Origin of the sequence: Bradyrhizobium sp. 1(2017) (assembly GCF_011602485.2) — a bacterium.
Classification (GTDB): Bacteria; Pseudomonadota; Alphaproteobacteria; order Rhizobiales; family Xanthobacteraceae; genus Bradyrhizobium.
This window is the reverse complement of record NZ_CP050022.2, coordinates 7,552,128-7,570,280: the sequence shown is the minus strand read 5'-3', so window position 1 is coordinate 7,570,280 and position 18,153 is coordinate 7,552,128. Positions and strand designations below refer to the sequence as shown.

Sequence of the window (18,153 nt, the reverse complement as noted above, 5' to 3'; positions counted from 1 at the left end):
GTCCCGGACGCGGTGCAGTGCGCAGCGCTGCTCCGCAGATCCGGGACCCATCTATCTGTCTTGCAAGTCGCCTCATGGGTCCCGGTTCAGCAGCGCACCACTGCGTGATGCGCTGCGCCCGGGACACGAGACCCGTTATCCCTTCGCAGCTTCCGCCACATACTTCCGCCAGCCGCCATACGCCGTGATATCGCGCGCGTCGCCCAGCACCTCCGGCTCGACGAGAAAGCCCTTCACGCTCCGGCCATCCGCAAGCCGCACCGTGCCGATCGCCATCGGGGCGGGGATCGCGTTGACGAACTTGCCGAAGGCGGACGGCGACAGCGCCCAGATCTCCAGCTCGATCGCCGCGCCCTTGCCGGCACCGACGCGCAGCATGCCCGGCTTCGGCGGCGTGGTGTTGAGTGCATAGAGCTTATAGTCGGGCGTTGTCTTGGTTGCCTCGACCAGACGCGCGTTCAGCGCCGTCAATTCGCCGTTCAGCACCATGCCGGAGAGATGGGCGCCGACCACAGCGATCGGAATCTCCTCGCCGCTGTTCGCGGCAAGCGGCGCGAGCGGTGGGTGCGTCACGCCCTTGGCGCCGAGGCTCAGCTTCGTATCGGCATGGAATACGCGGCCGATGCTTGCAAGCAGCGAGTCGCGTCCTGCGGGGGCGAGCAGCGTGATTCCGAACGGAATGCCGTCCGCGCGTATCGACGCCGGCACGGCAAGTCCACAGAGATCGAGCAGATTGACGAAGTTCGTGTAGGTGCCGAGCCGGCTGTTGAGCTCGATCGGATTGGCCAGCACCTGCGCGGTCGTATAGGCCGTCGGCGCCGTCGGCAGCACCAGCGCGTCGATATCAGCAAAAGTCCGCTCGGCGATCTTGCGCAAGCCCTGCAGACGATAGAGCGCCGAGAAAGTGTCCGCAGCGGTCAGCCGCACGCCGGCGGCGGTGATCTCGCGCGTCACCGGATGGATCGCATCGGGTGCGGACGCGAGCAGGTCCTTGATCACCAGATAACGCTCCGCGACCCACGGCCCCTCATAGAGCAGCCGCGCCGTCTCGTACAACGGCTCAAGGTCGAACTCGATCAGATCGGCGCCGAGCGCGGTGCAGCGCCTCAGCGCATCAGCATAGGCTGCTTCCGCCGTCTTGTCGCCGAAGAAGATCAGTTGTCCGTTGCGCGGCACGCCGAGGCGCAGGTTCTGGGGGAACGGTGTGATCGGCTGCAGCGGCCGGTCGCGCGAGAACGGATCGGCCTGGTCGGGTCCGGCCACCACGGACAGTGCCAGCGCCGCGTCGTCGACGGTCAAGGCAAACACCGAGATGCAGTCGAGCGTGCGGCAGGCCGGCACGAGGCCCGTGTTGGAGATCATGCCGAGGCTCGGCTTCAGCCCGACGATGTTGTTGAGCATCGCCGGCACGCGGCCGCTGCCGGCGGTGTCGGTGCCGAGCGAGAGCGGCACCAGGCCTGCACCGACGGCGACCGCCGAGCCGGAGCTCGAGCCGCCGGGAATGAGATCGTCGCGGACCGAATTCCTGGGAATGCCGTAAGGTGAGCGCACGCCGACAAGGCCGGTCGCGAACTGGTCGAGATTGGTCTTGCCGATGATGATGGCGCCTGCGGCGCGCAGGCGCGCCACGGCGGCGGAATCATGCGCCGGCGTGTAGGAGAAGGCCGGGCACGCCGCGGTGGTCGGGAAGCCCAGCGCGTCGATATTGTCCTTTACCGCAACGGGCACGCCGTAGAGCGGCAGGGTTGCGGCATCCTTCGCGGCAAGTCTCTCGGCCTCCGCGACCGCGTCACTCTCGTCGCGCAGGCTGATGAAGATGGCGGGATCGTTGCGGTCGCGGATGCGCTGGTAGGTGCGTGCGACCGTCTGCGCCGGCGTCAGCGTGCCCGCGCGATGCGCGGCCACAATCGCGGCGATCGTTTCAGGCTGCTCAGCCCCCATGGCGACAAAACTCCGGCATCATTCCTTCCCCGGTGAAGCAAGCGATGTGCCATTGTGTACACTTGTGGCGTTGGCCGGACGTGCCAGATATTGACTATATTTCAATATCTTGACGAAGCCGCGAAAGCCTGGCGCAAGCGCTCAGCTGCAGCATCTGCCTGAATTATGTGCAGTTTGCGTCAGGTGAAGTCGGCGAGGATCCGGAGCAGGTGCTGCCGGTTCTCCCTGCCGATCTTCGCCTCGACATGCCGCTCGTGCTCGGCCGCGAGGCGCTTGAACCTGGCCAGCGCCGTCGCGCCCTGCGCGGTGAGGTGCAGCGCGTGCGAACGCCGGTCGGTCTTCGACTTGATCCGCTTCACATATTTGCGCTGTTCGAGGCTGTCGAGCAGATGCACCAGCCGGGCACGCTCGATGCCAAGGCGCTTGGCCACCGCCATCTGCGACAGGCCCGGATTGGCGCCGATCACCGTCAGCACCGAATATTGCGTCGGCCGGATATCGACCTCGCCCAGGGTTTTGATGAAATCCTGGAAGATCCAGATCTGGAAGCGCCGCACCGCGTAGCCGGCGTGCCCGACCAGCGCGTCGAGGCCGATTTCATCGGCGTCGTTCCGCTGTGCCGCGCCGTTGCCGGCGCGTTTGCGCGGGGATGTCTGGGCTGCGCTGCTGGTCACATCGTGTCTCCCTCGGCGCGACCTTAGCGCCTCGGCGGGCCTGACGAAAGATTGTTATTGACGACAACAATTGTCGTGCCCAACATTATCGCCGAAGCAGCCCGAACGAGGCTGCGGACGATCCGGACTTCCGGGCGAGGAGGAAACCATGACAACCGCGCCACGCGGTGACGTTGCAGGCCTGTTCGCAACGCCAAGGACCATCGCGGAGCATCGCGCCGACGGCAGCATCGTGCTGCGTTCGCCCGAGCCATTGCGTGAGGGGGCACGCTGCACCGGCGACTGGCTGGAGCATTGGGCGCGGCAAACTCCGGATGCGATCTTCCTCGCCGAGCGCGACGGCGCCGATGCGCCCTGGGGCATCATGACCTACGCGGGTGCCCTGCGTCGGGTTCGCGCGACGGCGTCCTGGATCCTGGCGCAGAAGCTCAGCGTAGAACGCCCCGTCGTCATCCTCTCCGACAACAGCATCGATCACGCGCTGCTCGCGCTGGCCGCCCAGCATGTCGGCGTTCCCTCTGCTGCGATCTCGCCGGCCTATTCGCTGATGTCGAAGGATTTCGACAAGCTCAAGGATATGATATCGCTGCTTAAGCCGGGGGCGATCTATGTTTCCGCGACGAAGCCGTTTGCCGCGGCGCTGGCCGCGATCAAGCCGCTGCACAAAGCGCAGATTATCAGCGGCAGGGCCGGCGATGCCGATGCGCTTGCTTTCCGTGATGTCTCGGCAACGCCTGAAACGAGTGAGGTCGCAAAAGCCTTCGCCGCGGTGACGCCGGACACGATCGCAAAATTCCTGTTCACCTCGGGTTCGACCGGCACGCCGAAGGCGGTCATCAATACCCAGCGCATGCTGACCTCGAGCCAGCAGGCCAAGGCACAGACCTGGACGTTTCTCGAACCCGGCCGCGGCGATCTCGTGATCCTCGATTGGCTGCCCTGGAGCCACACCTTCGGCGCCAACCACAATTTCAATCTGGTGCTGCGCAACGGCGGCTCGCTCTATATCGACGGCGGCAAGCCGGCTCCAGGCCTGTTTGCGACCTCGCTCGCCAATCTGAAAAGCGTGATACCGACGGTCTATTTCAACGTGCCGCGCGGCTTCGACATGCTGATCGCGGCGCTGCGCGGCGACGCGGATCTGCGCCGGCGCTTCTTCGGCGAGGTGAAATTCGCCTTCTACGCCGGCGCCGCGCTCCCGCAGAATCTCTGGGACGCGTTGGAGCAGCTTTCCGTCGAGTCCGTGGGCCGCGCGTTGCCGATGGTCTCGGCCTGGGGCTCGACCGAGACTTCGCCGCTGGCAACCGACTGCCATTTTCTCGCCGAGCGCTCCGGCAATATCGGCGTGCCGATTCCCGGCACGGAATTGAAGCTCGTCCCCTCCGGCGACAAGCTGGAGGTGCGCGTGCGCGGGCCCAACGTCACCCCGGGCTATTGGAAGGCGCCCGAGCTGACCAGGCAGGCCTTCGACGGGGAGGGCTTTTACCTCATCGGCGATGCCGTGAAGCTTGCCGATCTGGACAGGCCCGAGCGCGGCCTGTTCTTCGATGGCCGCGTCGCGGAGGACTTCAAGCTCAATTCCGGCACCTGGGTCAGTGTCGGCACGCTGCGCGTCGCCGGCATTGCCGCGCTGGCGCCGCTCGCACAGGACATCGTCGTCGCCGGTCATGGCGGCGATGAGGTCCGCTTCCTCGTGTTTCCGAACATCGCGGCATGCCGCGCCCATGCCGGGCTCCCTGAGACGACGGCTGTGAGCGACGTGCTGGCGCATGACAAGGTCAGGTCGGCGATCGCGCAAGGTCTGGTGAGACTCAGGCAGCAGAGCGGCAACTCCTCCGGCCATGCCACGCGCGCGCTGTTGCTCGCCGAGCCGGCCTCGGTCGACGGTGGCGAGATCACCGATAAGGGCTACATCAACCAGCGCGCCGTGCTGACCAGGCGTGCCGACGCCGTGGCGCGGTTGAATGATGAGGCACCCGGTGAGTGGATTGGGCTGTAGTGGCTGAAGCGCGCCGCCGTCCTCCATTAGGCCAGCAACCCTGCCGCAATATCCTGCCGATTCTTTTGTTGCCTAAGCAACTAATCTATGCGAACCGTTCCAGACAAGGATGACGGCGGGCAAACCGCTGCACCCCTTTCTGGAGGAAGCAATGCGCGGCGGAACGAAGGCCGTCGGCAATGGCCGACGCATGATTGAGGTTGACGGGACCCGGCGTCCCGCGCGCGGCCCGTCAGGCCTCGGTGCCTCTGGTGACCGCGCCGAGATTTTCGTGCAGCCGGCGCAAGAGATCGATCAGCACCTCGCGCTCGTCCTTGCTGAGGCAGGACAACAGGCGCCGCTCGCGCTCGAGGGCGGCGACGATCACCTTGTCATGGGTGGTGCGGCCCTTCGCGGTCAGCGAGATCGAATGGGTGCGGCCGTCGTTCGGGTCGGTGCGGATCGACACCAGCCCGCGCTTCTCGAGCCCCGCGAGCGTCCGGCTCACCGGCCCCTTGTCGAAGCCGATGACGTGGCAGATGCGCGAGGCGGGAATGCCGGGCTCGATCGCCAGCAGCGACATGATCCGCCATTCCGTGACGTTGACGCCGAATTGCCGCTGATAGAATGCGGTCGCGCTGTTCGAGAGCTTGTTGGCGATGAAGGTGACGAACGCCGGGACGTAACGGTCGAGATCGAGCGTTGGTCCGACGTCAGTGGGCGCAGGCTTAGGGCGGGATCTGGTCGAAGGCACAGGCATGTCGGGCTTCTGACTCGCGGCGGGCCTCGTGACCTAAGGGCATGCGCCGCCCTTTCACAAGTTCAAAATGAGGGAGGTCTCCCATGACCGCATCCGGCTCCTCGGTATCGTCCGGCGTCGCTTCCGTCCCGCATCTGGACGTCGACCCCTTCGCGATGAGCTTTTTTGCCGATCCCTATCCCACGCATGAGTTGCTGCGGGAGGCCGGGCCGGTGGTCTATCTCGACAAATGGAATGTCTATGGCGTGGCGCGCTACGCCGAGGTTCATGCGGTGCTGAACGATCCTGCGACCTTCTGCTCCAGCCGGGGCGTCGGCCTCAGTGACTTCAAGAAGGAGACGCCGTGGCGGCCGCCGAGCCTGATCCTGGAGGCCGATCCGCCCGCGCACACCCGCACCCGCGCCGTGCTGTCGAAGGTGCTGTCGCCGACCGTGATGAAGCAGGTGCGCGACCGCTTTGCTGCGGCAGCCGAGGCGCGGGTCGATGCGCTGCTGGAGAAGCGCAGCTTCGATGCGATCGCGGATCTGGCCGAGGCCTATCCGCTTTCGATCTTTCCGGACGCGCTCGGGCTGAAGCCTGACGGGCGCGAGCATCTGATCCCCTATGCGAGCGTGGTGTTCAACGCGTTCGGTCCGCCCAACCAGCTGCGCCAGGAGGCGATCGAGCGCTCGGCGCCGCACCAGGCCTATGTCACCGAGCAGTGCCAGCGCGAGAATCTTGCGCCCGGCGGATTCGGAGCCTGCATCCACGCCCGTGTCGACGACGGCGAGATCACGGCGAGCGAAGCGCCGCTGCTGGTGCGCTCGCTGCTGTCGGCCGGCCTCGACACCACCGTCAACGGCATCGGCGCCGCCGTCTATTGTCTCGCGCGCTTCCCGGATCAATGGCAGCGCCTGCGCGAGGATCCCACGCTCGCGCGCGGCGCTTTCGAGGAGGCCGTGCGCTTCGAAAGCCCGGTGCAGACCTTCTTCCGCACCACCGCACGGGAGGTTGAGCTGTCCGGCGCGAGCATCGGCGAAGGCGAGAAGGTGCTGATGTTCCTCGCCGCCGCCAATCGCGATCCCCGGCGCTGGGACAAGCCCGACAATTACGACATCACCCGCCGCACATCTGGTCATGTCGGCTTCGGCTCCGGCATCCATATGTGCGTCGGGCAACTCGTCGCCCGCCTCGAAGGCGAGGTGATGCTGACTGCGCTGGCGCGGCGCATCGCCAAGATCGAAATTTCAGGCGAGCCGAAACGCCGCTTCAACAACACGCTGCGCGGGCTCGACAGCCTGCCCGTCACCATCACCCCGGCCTGACGAGGAGTTTCATGCCCGCCATCACTTTCATCCATCCGGACGGCAGGTCCGACCGCGTCGAGACCGGTGACGGCGAAAGCGCCATGCAGGCCGCGACCCGCCACGGTCTCGACGGCATTCTGGCCGAATGCGGCGGGAACGCCATGTGCGCAACCTGCCACGTCTATGTCGACGACGACTGGCTCACGCGCCTGCCCGACGTGGCCGACGACGAGGATGCGCTGCTTGACGGCACCGCGAGCGAGCGGCTGCCGAACAGTCGGCTGTCCTGTCAGATTCAGGTCACGCCGGCGCTCGACGGCCTCGTGCTGCGACTGCCGCAGCGGCAAGTCTGAAAAGGCAAGTCTGAAGCTGCAAGTCTGACGTCCGAAACGCGCCGGCAACGATCGGCGTGGCAACACATCCAACAGGGGAGGGAATGATGAAACATCTGAAGTGGACGCTCGCACTGGCTGCGAGCCTGATGACCGGAGCGGCGAGCGCCCAGATATCCGACAATGTCGTGCGCGTCGGCGTGCTCAACGATATTTCCGGCATCTTCCAGGACACCAACGGCATGGGCTCGGTTGAGGCCGCGCGCATGGCGGCGGAGGACTTCAACGGCGGCGGCAAGGGCATCAAGGTCGAGATCGTCTACGCCGATCACCAGAACAAGGCCGATGTCGGCAACGCCATCGCGCGAAAATGGCTCGATGTCGAAGGCGTCGATGCCATCGTCGACGTGCCGAACTCGGCCGTGGGCCTTTCCATCAACTCACTGCTGCGCGATAGCCGCATGACCTTCCTGGCATCCTCGACCGCGAGCTCCGACCTCACCGGCAAGGCTTGTTCGCCCAATACGATCCAATGGGTCAACGACGCCTGGGCGACCGGCAACACCACGGCAGCGGCGATGATGTCGCGCGGCGGCAAGGAGTGGTATTTCCTCACGGTCGACTATGCGCTCGGCAAGGGTATCGAAGCGGAGGCGCAGAAGTACATTGAGGGACACGGCGGCAAGGTGCTGGGCTCGTCCAAGCATCCGCTCGGCACCTCCGATTTCGCGTCCTTCCTGCTGCAGGCGCAGAGCTCGAAAGCGCAGGTGATCGGCCTCGCCAATGCCGGCGGTGACACCATCAACGCCGTAAAGCAGGCTGCCGAGTTCGGTATCCAGCAGAGCGGCCAGAAGCTCGTCGCCTTCCTGCTCTTCATCAACGACGTTCACGGCATGGGCATCAAGGTTGCCCAGGGCCTTCAGCTCATGGAAGCCTTCTACTGGGACATGAACGAGGACACCCGGACGTTCGCCAAGCGGTTCGCCGTCCGGCCCGGCATGAACGGCAAGATGCCGAGCGGCAACCAGGCCGGCGTTTACGCCTCCACGCTCGCTTATCTCAACGCCGTCGCCGCCACCGGCAGCGACAACGCCAAGAACGTCGTGCCAGAGATGAAGAAGTTCAAAGGCAAGGACAAGCTGTTCGGCGACACCACCATCCGCCAGGACGGCCGTGTCGTGCACCCGATGTACCTGTTCGAGGTGAAGAAGCCGGAGGAGTCGAAATATCCGTACGATTATTACAAGCTGGTCTCGACCATCCCCGCGGATCAGGCCTTCCGCCCGCTGGCGGAAGGCGGGTGCGAGCTGGTGAAGTAGCGGCCGCGAGCGCCACTGCACCCTCTCCCCTTGTGGGAGAGGGTGGCTTCGCGTGGGCGAAGCCGGGTGAGGGGTCTCTCTCCTCACGAATGGTCTTGCAAGTGGAGAGAGAGACCCCTCATCCGGCGCTTCGCGCCACCTTCTCCCACAAGGGAGAAGGAAGAAAGGCTACACCACCTTGCTTGACCCCTGCGTGATCAACCTCGCCGCCCGCTGATCTCGCGCGTAGATCCAGAGCCAGCTCAGTGCGACGCTGAGACGGTGGCGGAGGCCGATCAGGAAGTAGATGTGGGCGATGCCCCAGATCCACCATGCGATGGTGCCGCGCAGCTTGACCTTGCCGAAGTCGATCACCGCGAGCCGCTTGCCGATCTGCGCGAGGCTGCCGGCGTGCTTGTAGCGGAATGCGCCCTTGGTCTGTCCGCGGAGCCGCGCCTTGATGGTCTCGGCGACGTGGCGGCCTTGCTGCTTCGCCGCCGGTGCGATGCCGGGCACGGGCTTGCCGTCCCAGGCGTTGATGCTGACGGTGTCGCCGATCGCAAAGATCTCGGGATGGCCTGGAATCGTCAGGTCGGCCTCGACCTGCACGCGCCCGGCGCGATCACTTGGCGCGCCCAGCCATTCTGCGGCCGGCGAGGCGCGCACGCCGGCGGCCCAGATCCGTGTCTTTGCCTCCAGCAGTCTGCCGCCGAACACCACGCCCTCCCGATTGATCTCGGTAACCGCCTGCCCGAGCACCACCTCGACGCCGATCTTTTCCAGCGAGGCCTGCGCGTAGGCCGAGAGCTCGTCGGGAAAGCCTGCGAGCACACGCGGGCCGGCCTCGATCAGCACCACGCGCGCTTTCGTCGTGTCGATGTTGCGGAAGTCGGCGGGCAGGGTGTGATGCGCCATCTCGGCGATGGTACCGGCGAGCTCGACACCGGTCGGGCCGGCACCGACGATGACGAAGGTCAGCCGTGCCGCGCGCCGGGCGGGATCCGTCTCGCGTTCGGCGCGCTCGAACGCCACGAGGATGTGACGCCGCAGCGTGGTCGCGTCCTCCAGCGTCTTCAGGCCCGGCGCCCAGGCCTCCCATTCGTCATGGCCGAAATAGGCGTGCCGCGCCCCGGTCGCGAGCACCAGGGTGTCGTAAGGCACCTCGCTGCCGTCGTCGATCAGCACGCACCGCCTTGCCGCATCGACGCCGCTCACGGTCGCAAACAGTGTCGTCACCTCGCGCCGGCCGCGCATGAGATGTCGGATCGGCCAGGCGATCTCGCTGGTCGCCAGCGAGGCGGTCGCGACCTGGTAGAGCAGCGGCTGGAACAGATGGTGGTTGCGGCGGTCGATCAGCGTGACCTCGACCGGCGTACCAGCGAGCCGGTAGGTCGTCTCCAGCCCGCCAAAGCCGGCTCCGACGATGACGACGCGATGCGGTGTCGTGGTCATGATGCGCCCTCGAATCTCGCTGCTCTTCCTGCTCATTTAAGTGCGGATTGGGGGCTGCGGTCCAATAGCCCTCATCAATGGCCGGATAGGCCTAAGGCATCGATGCGGCGCGAAAAAGCGCCGCAGCCTAGGCCGAAGTAAGTAGAATTATATTTCTTGCCATCGCCGATTGGGGCGAAATATGGTGCAGGAGCGGCCGCTGAGCCATTGGCGGTGCGACAGATTTTGCGTTCAATAGAGACTGGCCCGGGGCGGCGATCACCCGCCTTACGGGACCGATAATAAGGAGGGGAGTGGTTATGAGGACGGCATTCTGGCTGGCGGGCGCAGCGGCGCTGGTGCTGGCAGGCCCGGCATCTGCCGGCGACACCATCAAGATCGGGTTCGTTTCGACCTTCAGCGGCCCGACCGCCGTGATCGGTAACGACATGCGCAATTCCTTCGAGCTCGCGCTCGATCATCTCGGCCGCAAGATGAACGGCAAGCCGGTCGAGGTCATCTACGAGGACGACGGACAGAAGCCCGACGTCGGCAAGCAGAAGACCGAGAAGCTGGTGCAGTCCGACAAGGTCGACTTCATCGTCGGCTACATCTGGTCGAACGTGCTGCTGGCCTCGCTCAAGACCGCGGTGGACTCCCAGACCTTCCTGATCTCGGCCAATGCCGGCCCGTCGCAGCTCGCGGGCGAGCTGTGCTCGCCTTACGTGTTCTCGACCTCCTGGCAGAACGACCAGACGCCGCAGGCCATGGGCCTCTACATGAACCAGAAGGGCGTCAAGAGCGTGTTCCTGATCGGGCCGAACTACGCGGCCGGCAAGGACATGCTCGCGGGCCTGAAGAGCACCTTCAAGGGCGAGGTCAAGGGCGAGGAGTACACGGTCTGGCCGAGCCAGCTCGACTTCTCGGCCGAGCTCTCCAAGGCCCGCGCTTCCGGGGCCGAGTCGATCTTCGTGTTCTATCCCGGTGCCGCCGGCGTGCAGTTCCTCAATCAATATGCCCAGGCCGGCCTGAAGAGCACGATGCCGCTCTACACCGCCTTCACCATCGACGAGCTGTCGCTGCCGCTCCAGAAGGAGAACGCGTTAGGGGTTCCCGGCGCGCAGGAATGGGTCAACGATCTCCCCAACGAGCAGAACAAGCGCTTCGTTGCCGACTATCGCAAGAAGTACACCGGCCTGCGGCCGACCTATTACGGCGCGCAATCCTATGACGCGGCCCAGCTCATCAACAGCGCGGTGGTCGCGGTGAAGGGCGACACCAGCAAGAAGGACGCGATGAAGGCCGAGATGGAGAAGGCCAACTTCAAGTCGCTCCGCGGCGCGTTCAAGTTCGGCAACAACCACATCCCGGTGCAGAGCTTCTATCTCCAGGACGTGGTCAAGGACTCCGAAGGCCAGCTGGCGCTGAAGACCGTCGCCACCATCGTGGAGAACGATCAGGATCGCTTCCACGACAAGTGCAAGATGAAGTGAGGTGACGACCTCCCCCTCTCCCCGCTTGCGGGGAGAGGGGGAGGACCTTCTGTCGCATGCGGCGAGGTCCGCGCCCGATTTATGACAGCTTTCGTACGACCTGTGTCCGCGCACGGTCGCGGGGCGGTCCGATTTCAGACTCAAATTCGCCCGCGACTCACTCGAACCTGCCTGAATAAAGGCCGGGGGCATGTCCTTGGGGGACTTGCCAATGACTGATAAAGATTTGCCGCACAGCAAGACGCGGAAAATGAATTCAACCGCGGACGACGTTATGTCCGGTGATGCTCTCGAACGTCTGTCGCCACAGCTTCTGGATGACTTCGACGACGATGAAGCGCCGTCAAACGAGATCTTGCGGTTGCTCGAGGAGAATGCGCGGCTTCGGGCGCTCGCGGTCGAACTCTCGAACCTGCTCGGCAATCTGCCTGATGGCGAGTGGCGTGCTGCGTTGACGTCAGCGGACGCGATCCGCTCCATTCGCCGAAAGATTGCGACATAGCCGTTGCAGCGGGCGCGGCGCGACGGCCGCCGCACCCGCTTCACACCCGCGGCACGCTCGCGGGGCGCACTTCGCGGGCCTGCGCTGCGAGTCTGATACCCGCATTTGCCGCACCGAAGCCCTGATAGCTCCTCCGCTCGACGATCTCGAAGAAGAAGCGCTCGTCGAAGATGTGGGTGTAGACCTGGAAGAATTCGCCGTCGCCCTCGCGGTCGTAGAGGATGTGGTTGGCGCGCAGCTGGGCCATCAGCTCGGGCGCAAGGTCGTATTTGGCTTCGATGTCGTCGTAGTAATTGTCGGGGATATCCAGGAAGTCCGCGCCGCGCTGACGCATTTCGGCGACCGTCGCAAAGATGTCCCGGCACGAGAACGCGATGTGCTGGACGCCCGAGCCGAAGAACTCGGAGATGAAGCGCGACGGCAGGGTACGGTTGGCGGAGGAGCCGTTGAGCACGAAGCGTAGGCTCTGGTCGGCATTGATGATGGCCTGGCTCTGCACGAGGCCCCTGGGATCGGCGATCTCCATCTGCGGCAGTCGCTTGAGGTCGAGGATGCCGGTGTAGAACAGCAGCCAGGACAGCATCTCGTCATAGGGCATCGATTGCGCGATGTGATCGACGGCGATCAGCGCATCGTTGTCTGCGTTGCCCGCAACCGGCTCGAAATCCGTGTCCCAGTTCTTGCCGGCCTGATCCAGGAAATAGAGCAGGCTGCCGCCGACGCCGTGGATTGCCGGAATCTCCAGCTCGCCCGGCCCGACCGGCTGGTAGAAGGTGCGTGCCTTCAGCGCCTCGGCGCGCTGCATGGCAAGGCCGGCATTGTCGACGTCGAGCGCGATCGCGCAGACGCCGGGACCGTGCGTGACGTAATGCGAATGCGCAAAACCGTCGGTCTCGCAATTGATCACGAGTTCGACCTTGCCTTGCGACCAGCGCTCCACCGCCTTGCTGCGATGCTTGCCGGACTTGCGGAAACCGAGTTGCGAGAACAGGCGCGCGAGTTCGGCGGCCTTGGTCTCGTTGACGGCAAACTCGATGAAGCCCGTGCCGCCGCTCTTGGCCTTCGGCGCTAGCGGCTCGCGGACAAGCTTTGGCCAGTCCGGCGCAAGCTGGTCTTCCAGCAGGATCAGCGAGCGCAGGCCGTCGATCGCGGTCTGCGCGGCCGAGCCGGCGCGGAACTGGTCGTTGAAGATCTCCAGCGACAGGGGCCCGGCATAGCCGGTCGCCGCGATCGTAGCCATGAACTCGCCGACCGGCAGGTCGCCCTGGCCGGGGAAGGAGCGAAAGTGCCGGCTCCAGGACAGGATGTCGAGCTCCAGCTTCGGCGCGTCCGCAAGCTGGACCAGAAAGATCTTGTCGCCGGGGATCGAGGCCATTGCACGGGTCGGAAAACCGGGCGCCAGCGCGTGAAAACTGTCGAGGATGACGCCGATCGCGGGATGATCGGCGCGCCGCACGATCTCCCACGCATCGCGATAGTCGTTGACATGGCGGCCCCAGGCCAGCGCCTCGTAGCCGACGCGCAAGCCACGTTTCGCGGCGCGCTCGCCGAGCTCGCGAAAATCGTCAGCGGCGCGGTCGATGCCGCCGAGCGAGGCGGGCGAGACGTTTGAGCAGATCAGCAACAGATCGGTGCCGAGCTCCTGCATCAAATCGAACTTCCGCTCCGCGCGGGCAAAGTTGCGCGCACGCTGCGGCTCGGGCATGCCCTCGAAATCGCGAAACGGCTGGAACGCGCAGATCGCAAGATCGAGATCCTTGCAGAGCTTTGCGATGTCGCGCGGGCCCGCGCCGAACGACAGCAGATCGTTCTCGAAGATCTCGACGGCATCGAAGCCGGCGGCTGCGATGGCGCGGAGCTTTTCGTCGAGGGCACCCGAGAGGGAGACGGTGGCGATCGAACGTTTGCTCATGCAGCCTGCTCCATGATCCGCGCCGGCGATACTTTCTGGCCCGTGCGTGCGGCCTCGCTGATCGCCTCGACGACGGCGAGCGTGCCCATCGCGTCCGCGACGGAGATCAGCGGCTGCTCGCGGCCGGCGATGACGGCAAGGAAATGCCGGAGCTGCTCGACGAGCGGATCGTATCCAGCGAGCTCGACGGGCTTGCGCGACAGCGGGGCGTGCCAGCCGGGATCTTGGGGATAGGACCACAGCTCCATGGTCGGGACCGAGAGCGAGCCGTTGGTTCCGGCGAAGACGTAGCAGGGCTGATCTTGCCGCGGATAGACCGCGTTCTCGCCGGCGGTCAGCTCCCAGCTCCACGGTCCCGGCGTCGCATCCGACACCGTCACCGTTCCGAGCGCGCCGTTGGCGAAGCGCAACAGGAGCGCGGCCGTGTCCTCGACCGCGAAGCCGCGCGTCTTGTTCGAGGTCAACGCCTGCACCTCGACGATCTCGCCGCAGACGAAGCGGAGATTGTCGATATCGTGAATGAGGTTGATCAGCAGCGGCCCGCCGCCCTGCTCGCGCCGCCACGCAACCTCGAAATAGTCGTTGGGCTTCTTCAGGAGCCACAGCCCGACCACGGCGGTGAGCTGACCGAGCTTGCCGCTCGCCACGGTCTCACGTGCGGCCTTGATGATCGGATTGTGCCGGCGGTGATGGCCGACCAGCATCGGCACGCCAGTGCGTCTTGCCGCCGCGCACAGGCGCTGCGCGGTGGCGACCGTCTCGGTGACCGGCTTCTCGATCAAGACGGGCACGCCCGCTTCTGCGCAGTCGAGCGCCATCGGCAAATGCAGCGTGTTGGGCGAAGCGATGATCAGGCCGTCAGGCTTCTTCTCCGCCAAGAGGGCGCGATGGTCCGCGTAGCAGGGCGCGCCACGCGCCAGCGCATACGCCTTCGCGGCGGGCGAGGGGTCCGCGATGCCGGCCAGCACGCAGGCCCCGGAGAACTCGATCAATTCAATGTGGCGGCGGCCGATCAGGCCGGCCCCGGCCACGGCGATGCGCATTTGCGCGCTCATGCCGCGCTCTCCTCCATGGCGCCGCCGAGGAAGAGCTGGCCGATGCGGGGATCGCCCAGGATGCGCTTGGCGTCGTCGACCATGCGGGTCTGGCCGAGCTCGAGCACGATGCCGATGTCGGAGATCTCCAGCGCCGAGCGGGCGTTCTGCTCGATCATCAGGATCGTGACGCCGCGGTCGCGCAGGCTTTTCAGGATGTCGAAGGTCTGCTGTACCATCAGCGGCGACAGACCGATCGAAGGCTCGTCGACCAGCACCAGCTTCGGCTCGAGCAGCAGCGAGCGGGCGATCTCGAGCTGCTTCTGCTCGCCGCCCGAGAGCGTGGAGGCCTGCTGCGCCGACTTGCGCCGCAGCGCGGGGAACAGATCCAGCGCCGCTTCGATCCGCTTGGGCAGGTCGAGGCCCTTGCCGGCGGCGACGCCGCCGAGCTCGATATTGTGGCGAACCGACAGCTCGGGGAAAATGTTACGGCCCTGCGGCACGTAGCAGATGCCGGCATTGAGCAGCGCGCGCTGGCTCAAATTCGTGACATCGCGGCCAGCGAAACTGATCTTGCCCTCGCGCAGCCTAAGCAGGCCGAAGATGGCCTTGAACACGGTGGACTTGCCGGCGCCGTTCGGGCCGATGATGGTGGTGATGGTGGCCTGCGGCACGGCGAAATTCGTGCCGTTCAGGATCGTCATCTTGCCGTAGCCGCCGACGAGATTGTGAACCGAGAGGATGGGGTCGCTCATGATCGCCTCCTCAATGTCCGAGATAGGCTTCGATCACGGCGGGGTTCTTGCGGACCTCGTCCGGCCGTCCCATCGCCAGCACCTTGCCTTCCGCCATCACCATCACGCGCGAGCACAGCGACATCACGAATTCCATGTTGTGCTCGATCACGACGAAGGTGGCGTTCTTCTCGCGGTTGATCGCGACCAGACGGTCCTTCAGGTCCGCCAGCATCGACGGATTGACGCCGCCCGCGGGCTCGTCGAGCAGCACCAGGCGCGGTCCACCCATGAAGGCCATGGCGGCATCGAGCAGCTTTTGCTGGCCGTAGGAGAGGCCGCCGGCCGGCTCGTCGGCGAGATGGTCGAGCTTGAAGAAGCCGATCATTCGGTTGGCGGCCTCGGTCAACCCGGCATCGGAGCGGCCGACGAGGCGCGAGGCCATGTTGCCCTGGTGCTCCTGCCCGGCGAGGATCAGGTTCTCGCGCACCGAGAGCTTCGGGAACACCTGCAGGAGCTGGAAGGTGCGGCTGACCCCGAGCTTGTTGAGCTCCGCGGGCCGCAGGCCCGTGACGAGTTTGCCGTCGAGCTTGACCTCGCCGCCTGATGGCGTGAGCTGGCCGAGGATGCAGTTGAACAGGGTCGACTTGCCGCAGCCGTTCGGTCCGATCAGGCCGAGGATCTCGCCCTCGCGCACGTCGAAGCTGACGCCGTCGACGGCGCTGATGCCGCCAAAATTCTTCTTGATGCCGGTAACTTCGAGAACCGCACTCATTGCGCCGTCTCCAGGCGGGATTTTGCGACCGCGCGCAGTGCGGACGCCGCCTTGGTGCGCCGTTCGGCGAGATAGCGATCGAGGATTCCGAGAATGCCGGTCGGCGACCAGATCAGCAGCAGGATCACCGCGACCGCGTAGAGCATCAGATAGTAGCCCTCGGTGAAGCGCAGCCATTCGGGCAGCAGCACCGCGATCATCGCCCCGAGGAACGGGCCGAAATAGAAGCCGGCGCCGCCGACGATCACCATCATCAACAGATCGAGCGAGAGCGACAGGTTGAAGGGAACGGGGTCGATATATTGCGTCAGCGGCGCGTAGAGCGCGCCGGCGACGCCGCCGAGCGCCGAGCCGATCGCGAAGGCCATCAGCGTGTAACGGCGGGTGTCGACGCCGAGCGATTGCGCGCGCAACGGGTTTTCGCGCAGCGCCATGAAGGCGCGTCCCCATGGCGAGCGGATCAGCCACCATACCGCCAGCGACACGATCGCGAGTGAGCCGAGGCAGACATAGTAGAACGGCAGCGGCTTGTTGGTCGCGATGCCGAAGACGTGCGGGCGCGGGATGTTGGAGATGCCGTAGATGCCGCCGGTGAGCCAGCTCTCGTTGCGGAACACCAGGAAGGCGAGGGTGGAGAAGGCGAGCGTGACGAAGGCGAGGTAGTGATGCTGCACGCGCAGCGCGGGATAGCCGAGCACCCAGCCGACCGCGAAGCTCAAGGCGATCGCGACCAGAATCGCCGCCGGCAGCGGCCAGCCATGCGTGGTCATGATCGCGGCCGCATAGGCGCCGATGCCGACGAAGGCGCCCTGCGCCAGCGAGACCTGGCCGGCATAGCCGAGCGTGAGATTGAGCCCCATCGCGGCGATGCTCATCACCGCCCATTGGCTGAGGATGAACAGGCCGTAGCGGTTGAAGTTCATGGGGACGATGATCAACGCGGCGACGACGGCAAGGCCGAGCGCGATCTTGAGGGGTTTGGCGAAGCCGCTCATACGGTCCGCTCCTCGGCGCGGCCGAGCAGTCCTTGCGGCCGGAACAGGATGACGGCGATCAGGAAGATCATCGGTACGGCTGCGCGATACTGCGTCGAGACATAGGCAGCCGCGAGGTTGTCGAGCACCCCGATCAGGAGGCCGCCCGCGATCGCACCGCGCACCTGGTTGAAGCCGCCGACGATCGCGGCGATGAAGGCGGCCTGGCCCAGCACCTCGCCGGATGAGAACTTTGCAAGGTAGATCGGCGTGATCAAAAGCGACGCCAGCGCAACCAGGAAGGCGTTGATCAGGAAGGTCAGCATGATCATGCGCTCGACCGGCACGCCGATGATGCGCGCCACCGTCGGGTTCTGCGCGGCGGCCTGCATCTGGTGGCCGAGCGAGGTCCTGTTGAGCAGCGTGGTCAGGCCGACCACGGCGAGGATGGCGACGGCGAGCACGCCGATGCTTTGCAGCGACACCGCATGGCCGAGAATGGAGACGTCGCCGGTCGGCACGATCGACGGGAAGGGCGAGGCTTCGGCGCTGTAGAATTGCTTGACGGATTCCTTGATGCCGATGGCCAGCGCCATGGTCGCGATCGCGAGCGGCAACACGCCGTGGCGCATCATCGGGTCCACCAGCAGCAGCTTGAAGGCGAGGCCGAGCAGGATCATCGACAGGAGGATGCCGAGGATGATCGCGAGCCAGATCGGCGCGCCCACATGCATCGCCGCGAGCATCAGGAAGGCCGGCAGCATCACGAACTCGCCTTGCGCGAAATTGATGGTCTGCGAGGTCTGCCACAGCAGCGTGAAGCCGACCGCGACCAGCGCATAGATCGCGCCGGTGGCAAGTCCGGCGACCAGAAGATCGAACAGATGAGGCATGGGTTCTCTTTGATCGTTAGAGCCCGAAGAAACTGGGTCGACGCAAATTCAGCTCCATCGTTCCGTCTCCCCGCCAAGAGTGGGGAGACGGTGGGGCCAGGTGCTTTCTCCGCGTGCGCATTCTCACCGTCTATGC

Annotated in this window: 16 protein-coding genes; 6 read left to right on the top strand and 10 right to left on the bottom strand. The window is 65.4% G+C overall.

What is annotated here, in order from left to right; all coding sequences use genetic code 11:
• Positions 1-135: 135 nt before the first annotated feature.
• Both atzF and HAP40_RS35900 read right to left on the bottom strand, forming a co-directional pair.
• Positions 136-1,941, bottom strand: coding sequence for an allophanate hydrolase (gene atzF, locus HAP40_RS35905; protein ID WP_166812393.1), 1,806 nt, complete (start codon positions 1,939-1,941; stop codon positions 136-138).
• Positions 1,942-2,120: 179 nt separating this feature from the next.
• Positions 2,121-2,615: a MarR family winged helix-turn-helix transcriptional regulator gene (locus HAP40_RS35900; protein ID WP_166812395.1), complete on the bottom strand. Its 495-nt coding sequence runs from the start codon at positions 2,613-2,615 to the stop codon at positions 2,121-2,123.
• A gap of 148 nt (positions 2,616-2,763) precedes the next feature.
• Between HAP40_RS35900 and HAP40_RS35895 the strand changes: the two genes are divergently transcribed.
• On the top strand, positions 2,764-4,614 hold the full coding sequence (locus HAP40_RS35895) for a feruloyl-CoA synthase (protein ID WP_166812397.1): 1,851 nt from the start codon (positions 2,764-2,766) through the stop codon (positions 4,612-4,614).
• Between the two features lie 232 nt (positions 4,615-4,846).
• Here HAP40_RS35895 and HAP40_RS35890 read toward each other — a convergent pair whose 3' ends face one another.
• Positions 4,847-5,353, bottom strand: coding sequence for a MarR family winged helix-turn-helix transcriptional regulator (locus HAP40_RS35890; protein WP_166812399.1), 507 nt, complete (start codon positions 5,351-5,353; stop codon positions 4,847-4,849).
• 83 nt (positions 5,354-5,436) lie between these two features.
• Between HAP40_RS35890 and HAP40_RS35885 the strand changes: the two genes are divergently transcribed.
• The 3 genes from HAP40_RS35885 to HAP40_RS35875 all read left to right on the top strand — a co-directional run bounded on the left by HAP40_RS35885 (position 5,437) and on the right by HAP40_RS35875 (position 8,290).
• A complete protein-coding gene (locus tag HAP40_RS35885) occupies positions 5,437-6,657 on the top strand; it encodes a cytochrome P450 (RefSeq protein ID WP_166812401.1) in 1,221 nt (406 codons plus the stop codon).
• Between the two features lie 11 nt (positions 6,658-6,668).
• A complete protein-coding gene (locus HAP40_RS35880) occupies positions 6,669-6,992 on the top strand; it encodes a 2Fe-2S iron-sulfur cluster-binding protein (RefSeq protein WP_166812403.1) in 324 nt (107 codons plus the stop codon).
• Positions 6,993-7,078: 86 nt separating this feature from the next.
• Positions 7,079-8,290, top strand: a complete 1,212-nt coding sequence (locus HAP40_RS35875; RefSeq protein WP_166812405.1) for an ABC transporter substrate-binding protein — start codon at positions 7,079-7,081, stop codon at positions 8,288-8,290.
• Between the two features lie 168 nt (positions 8,291-8,458).
• Here the strand turns inward: HAP40_RS35875 and HAP40_RS35870 are convergent, their stop codons facing one another.
• Entirely contained in the window at positions 8,459-9,721 is a 1,263-nt protein-coding gene (locus tag HAP40_RS35870) for an NAD(P)/FAD-dependent oxidoreductase (RefSeq protein WP_166812407.1), read from the bottom strand.
• Positions 9,722-10,020: 299 nt separating this feature from the next.
• Between HAP40_RS35870 and HAP40_RS35865 the strand changes: the two genes are divergently transcribed.
• Both HAP40_RS35865 and HAP40_RS35860 read left to right on the top strand, forming a co-directional pair.
• Positions 10,021-11,193 (top strand): ABC transporter substrate-binding protein, encoded by a 1,173-nt coding sequence (locus HAP40_RS35865; protein WP_166812409.1) that lies wholly within the window; start codon positions 10,021-10,023, stop codon positions 11,191-11,193.
• 211 nt (positions 11,194-11,404) lie between these two features.
• On the top strand, positions 11,405-11,695 hold the full coding sequence (locus HAP40_RS35860) for a hypothetical protein (protein WP_166812411.1): 291 nt from the start codon (positions 11,405-11,407) through the stop codon (positions 11,693-11,695).
• 40 nt (positions 11,696-11,735) lie between these two features.
• On the opposite strand, the gene HAP40_RS35855 is transcribed toward HAP40_RS35860, so the two are convergent.
• The 6 genes from HAP40_RS35855 to HAP40_RS35830 are packed head-to-tail and all read right to left on the bottom strand — an operon-like array spanning position 11,736 to position 18,017.
• A complete protein-coding gene (locus tag HAP40_RS35855) occupies positions 11,736-13,607 on the bottom strand; it encodes a bifunctional sugar phosphate isomerase/epimerase/4-hydroxyphenylpyruvate dioxygenase family protein (RefSeq protein WP_166812413.1) in 1,872 nt (623 codons plus the stop codon).
• Entirely contained in the window at positions 13,604-14,662 is a 1,059-nt protein-coding gene (locus HAP40_RS35850) for a Gfo/Idh/MocA family protein (RefSeq protein WP_166812415.1), read from the bottom strand. Before HAP40_RS35850 ends, HAP40_RS35855 begins: the two co-directional genes overlap by 4 nt.
• Entirely contained in the window at positions 14,659-15,396 is a 738-nt protein-coding gene (locus HAP40_RS35845) for an ABC transporter ATP-binding protein (protein ID WP_166812417.1), read from the bottom strand. The genes HAP40_RS35850 and HAP40_RS35845 overlap by 4 nt, the downstream gene beginning before the upstream one ends.
• A 10-nt stretch (positions 15,397-15,406) precedes the next feature.
• Positions 15,407-16,150, bottom strand: coding sequence for an ABC transporter ATP-binding protein (locus HAP40_RS35840; protein WP_166812419.1), 744 nt, complete (start codon positions 16,148-16,150; stop codon positions 15,407-15,409).
• Positions 16,147-17,145 carry a branched-chain amino acid ABC transporter permease gene (locus tag HAP40_RS35835; protein WP_166812421.1) on the bottom strand — a complete coding sequence of 333 codons (999 nt, stop codon included), beginning with the start codon at positions 17,143-17,145 and terminating at the stop codon, positions 16,147-16,149. The genes HAP40_RS35840 and HAP40_RS35835 overlap by 4 nt, the downstream gene beginning before the upstream one ends.
• Positions 17,142-18,017, bottom strand: a complete 876-nt coding sequence (locus HAP40_RS35830) for a branched-chain amino acid ABC transporter permease (RefSeq protein WP_166812423.1) — start codon at positions 18,015-18,017, stop codon at positions 17,142-17,144. The genes HAP40_RS35835 and HAP40_RS35830 overlap by 4 nt, the downstream gene beginning before the upstream one ends.
• Positions 18,018-18,153: the final 136 nt, after the last annotated feature.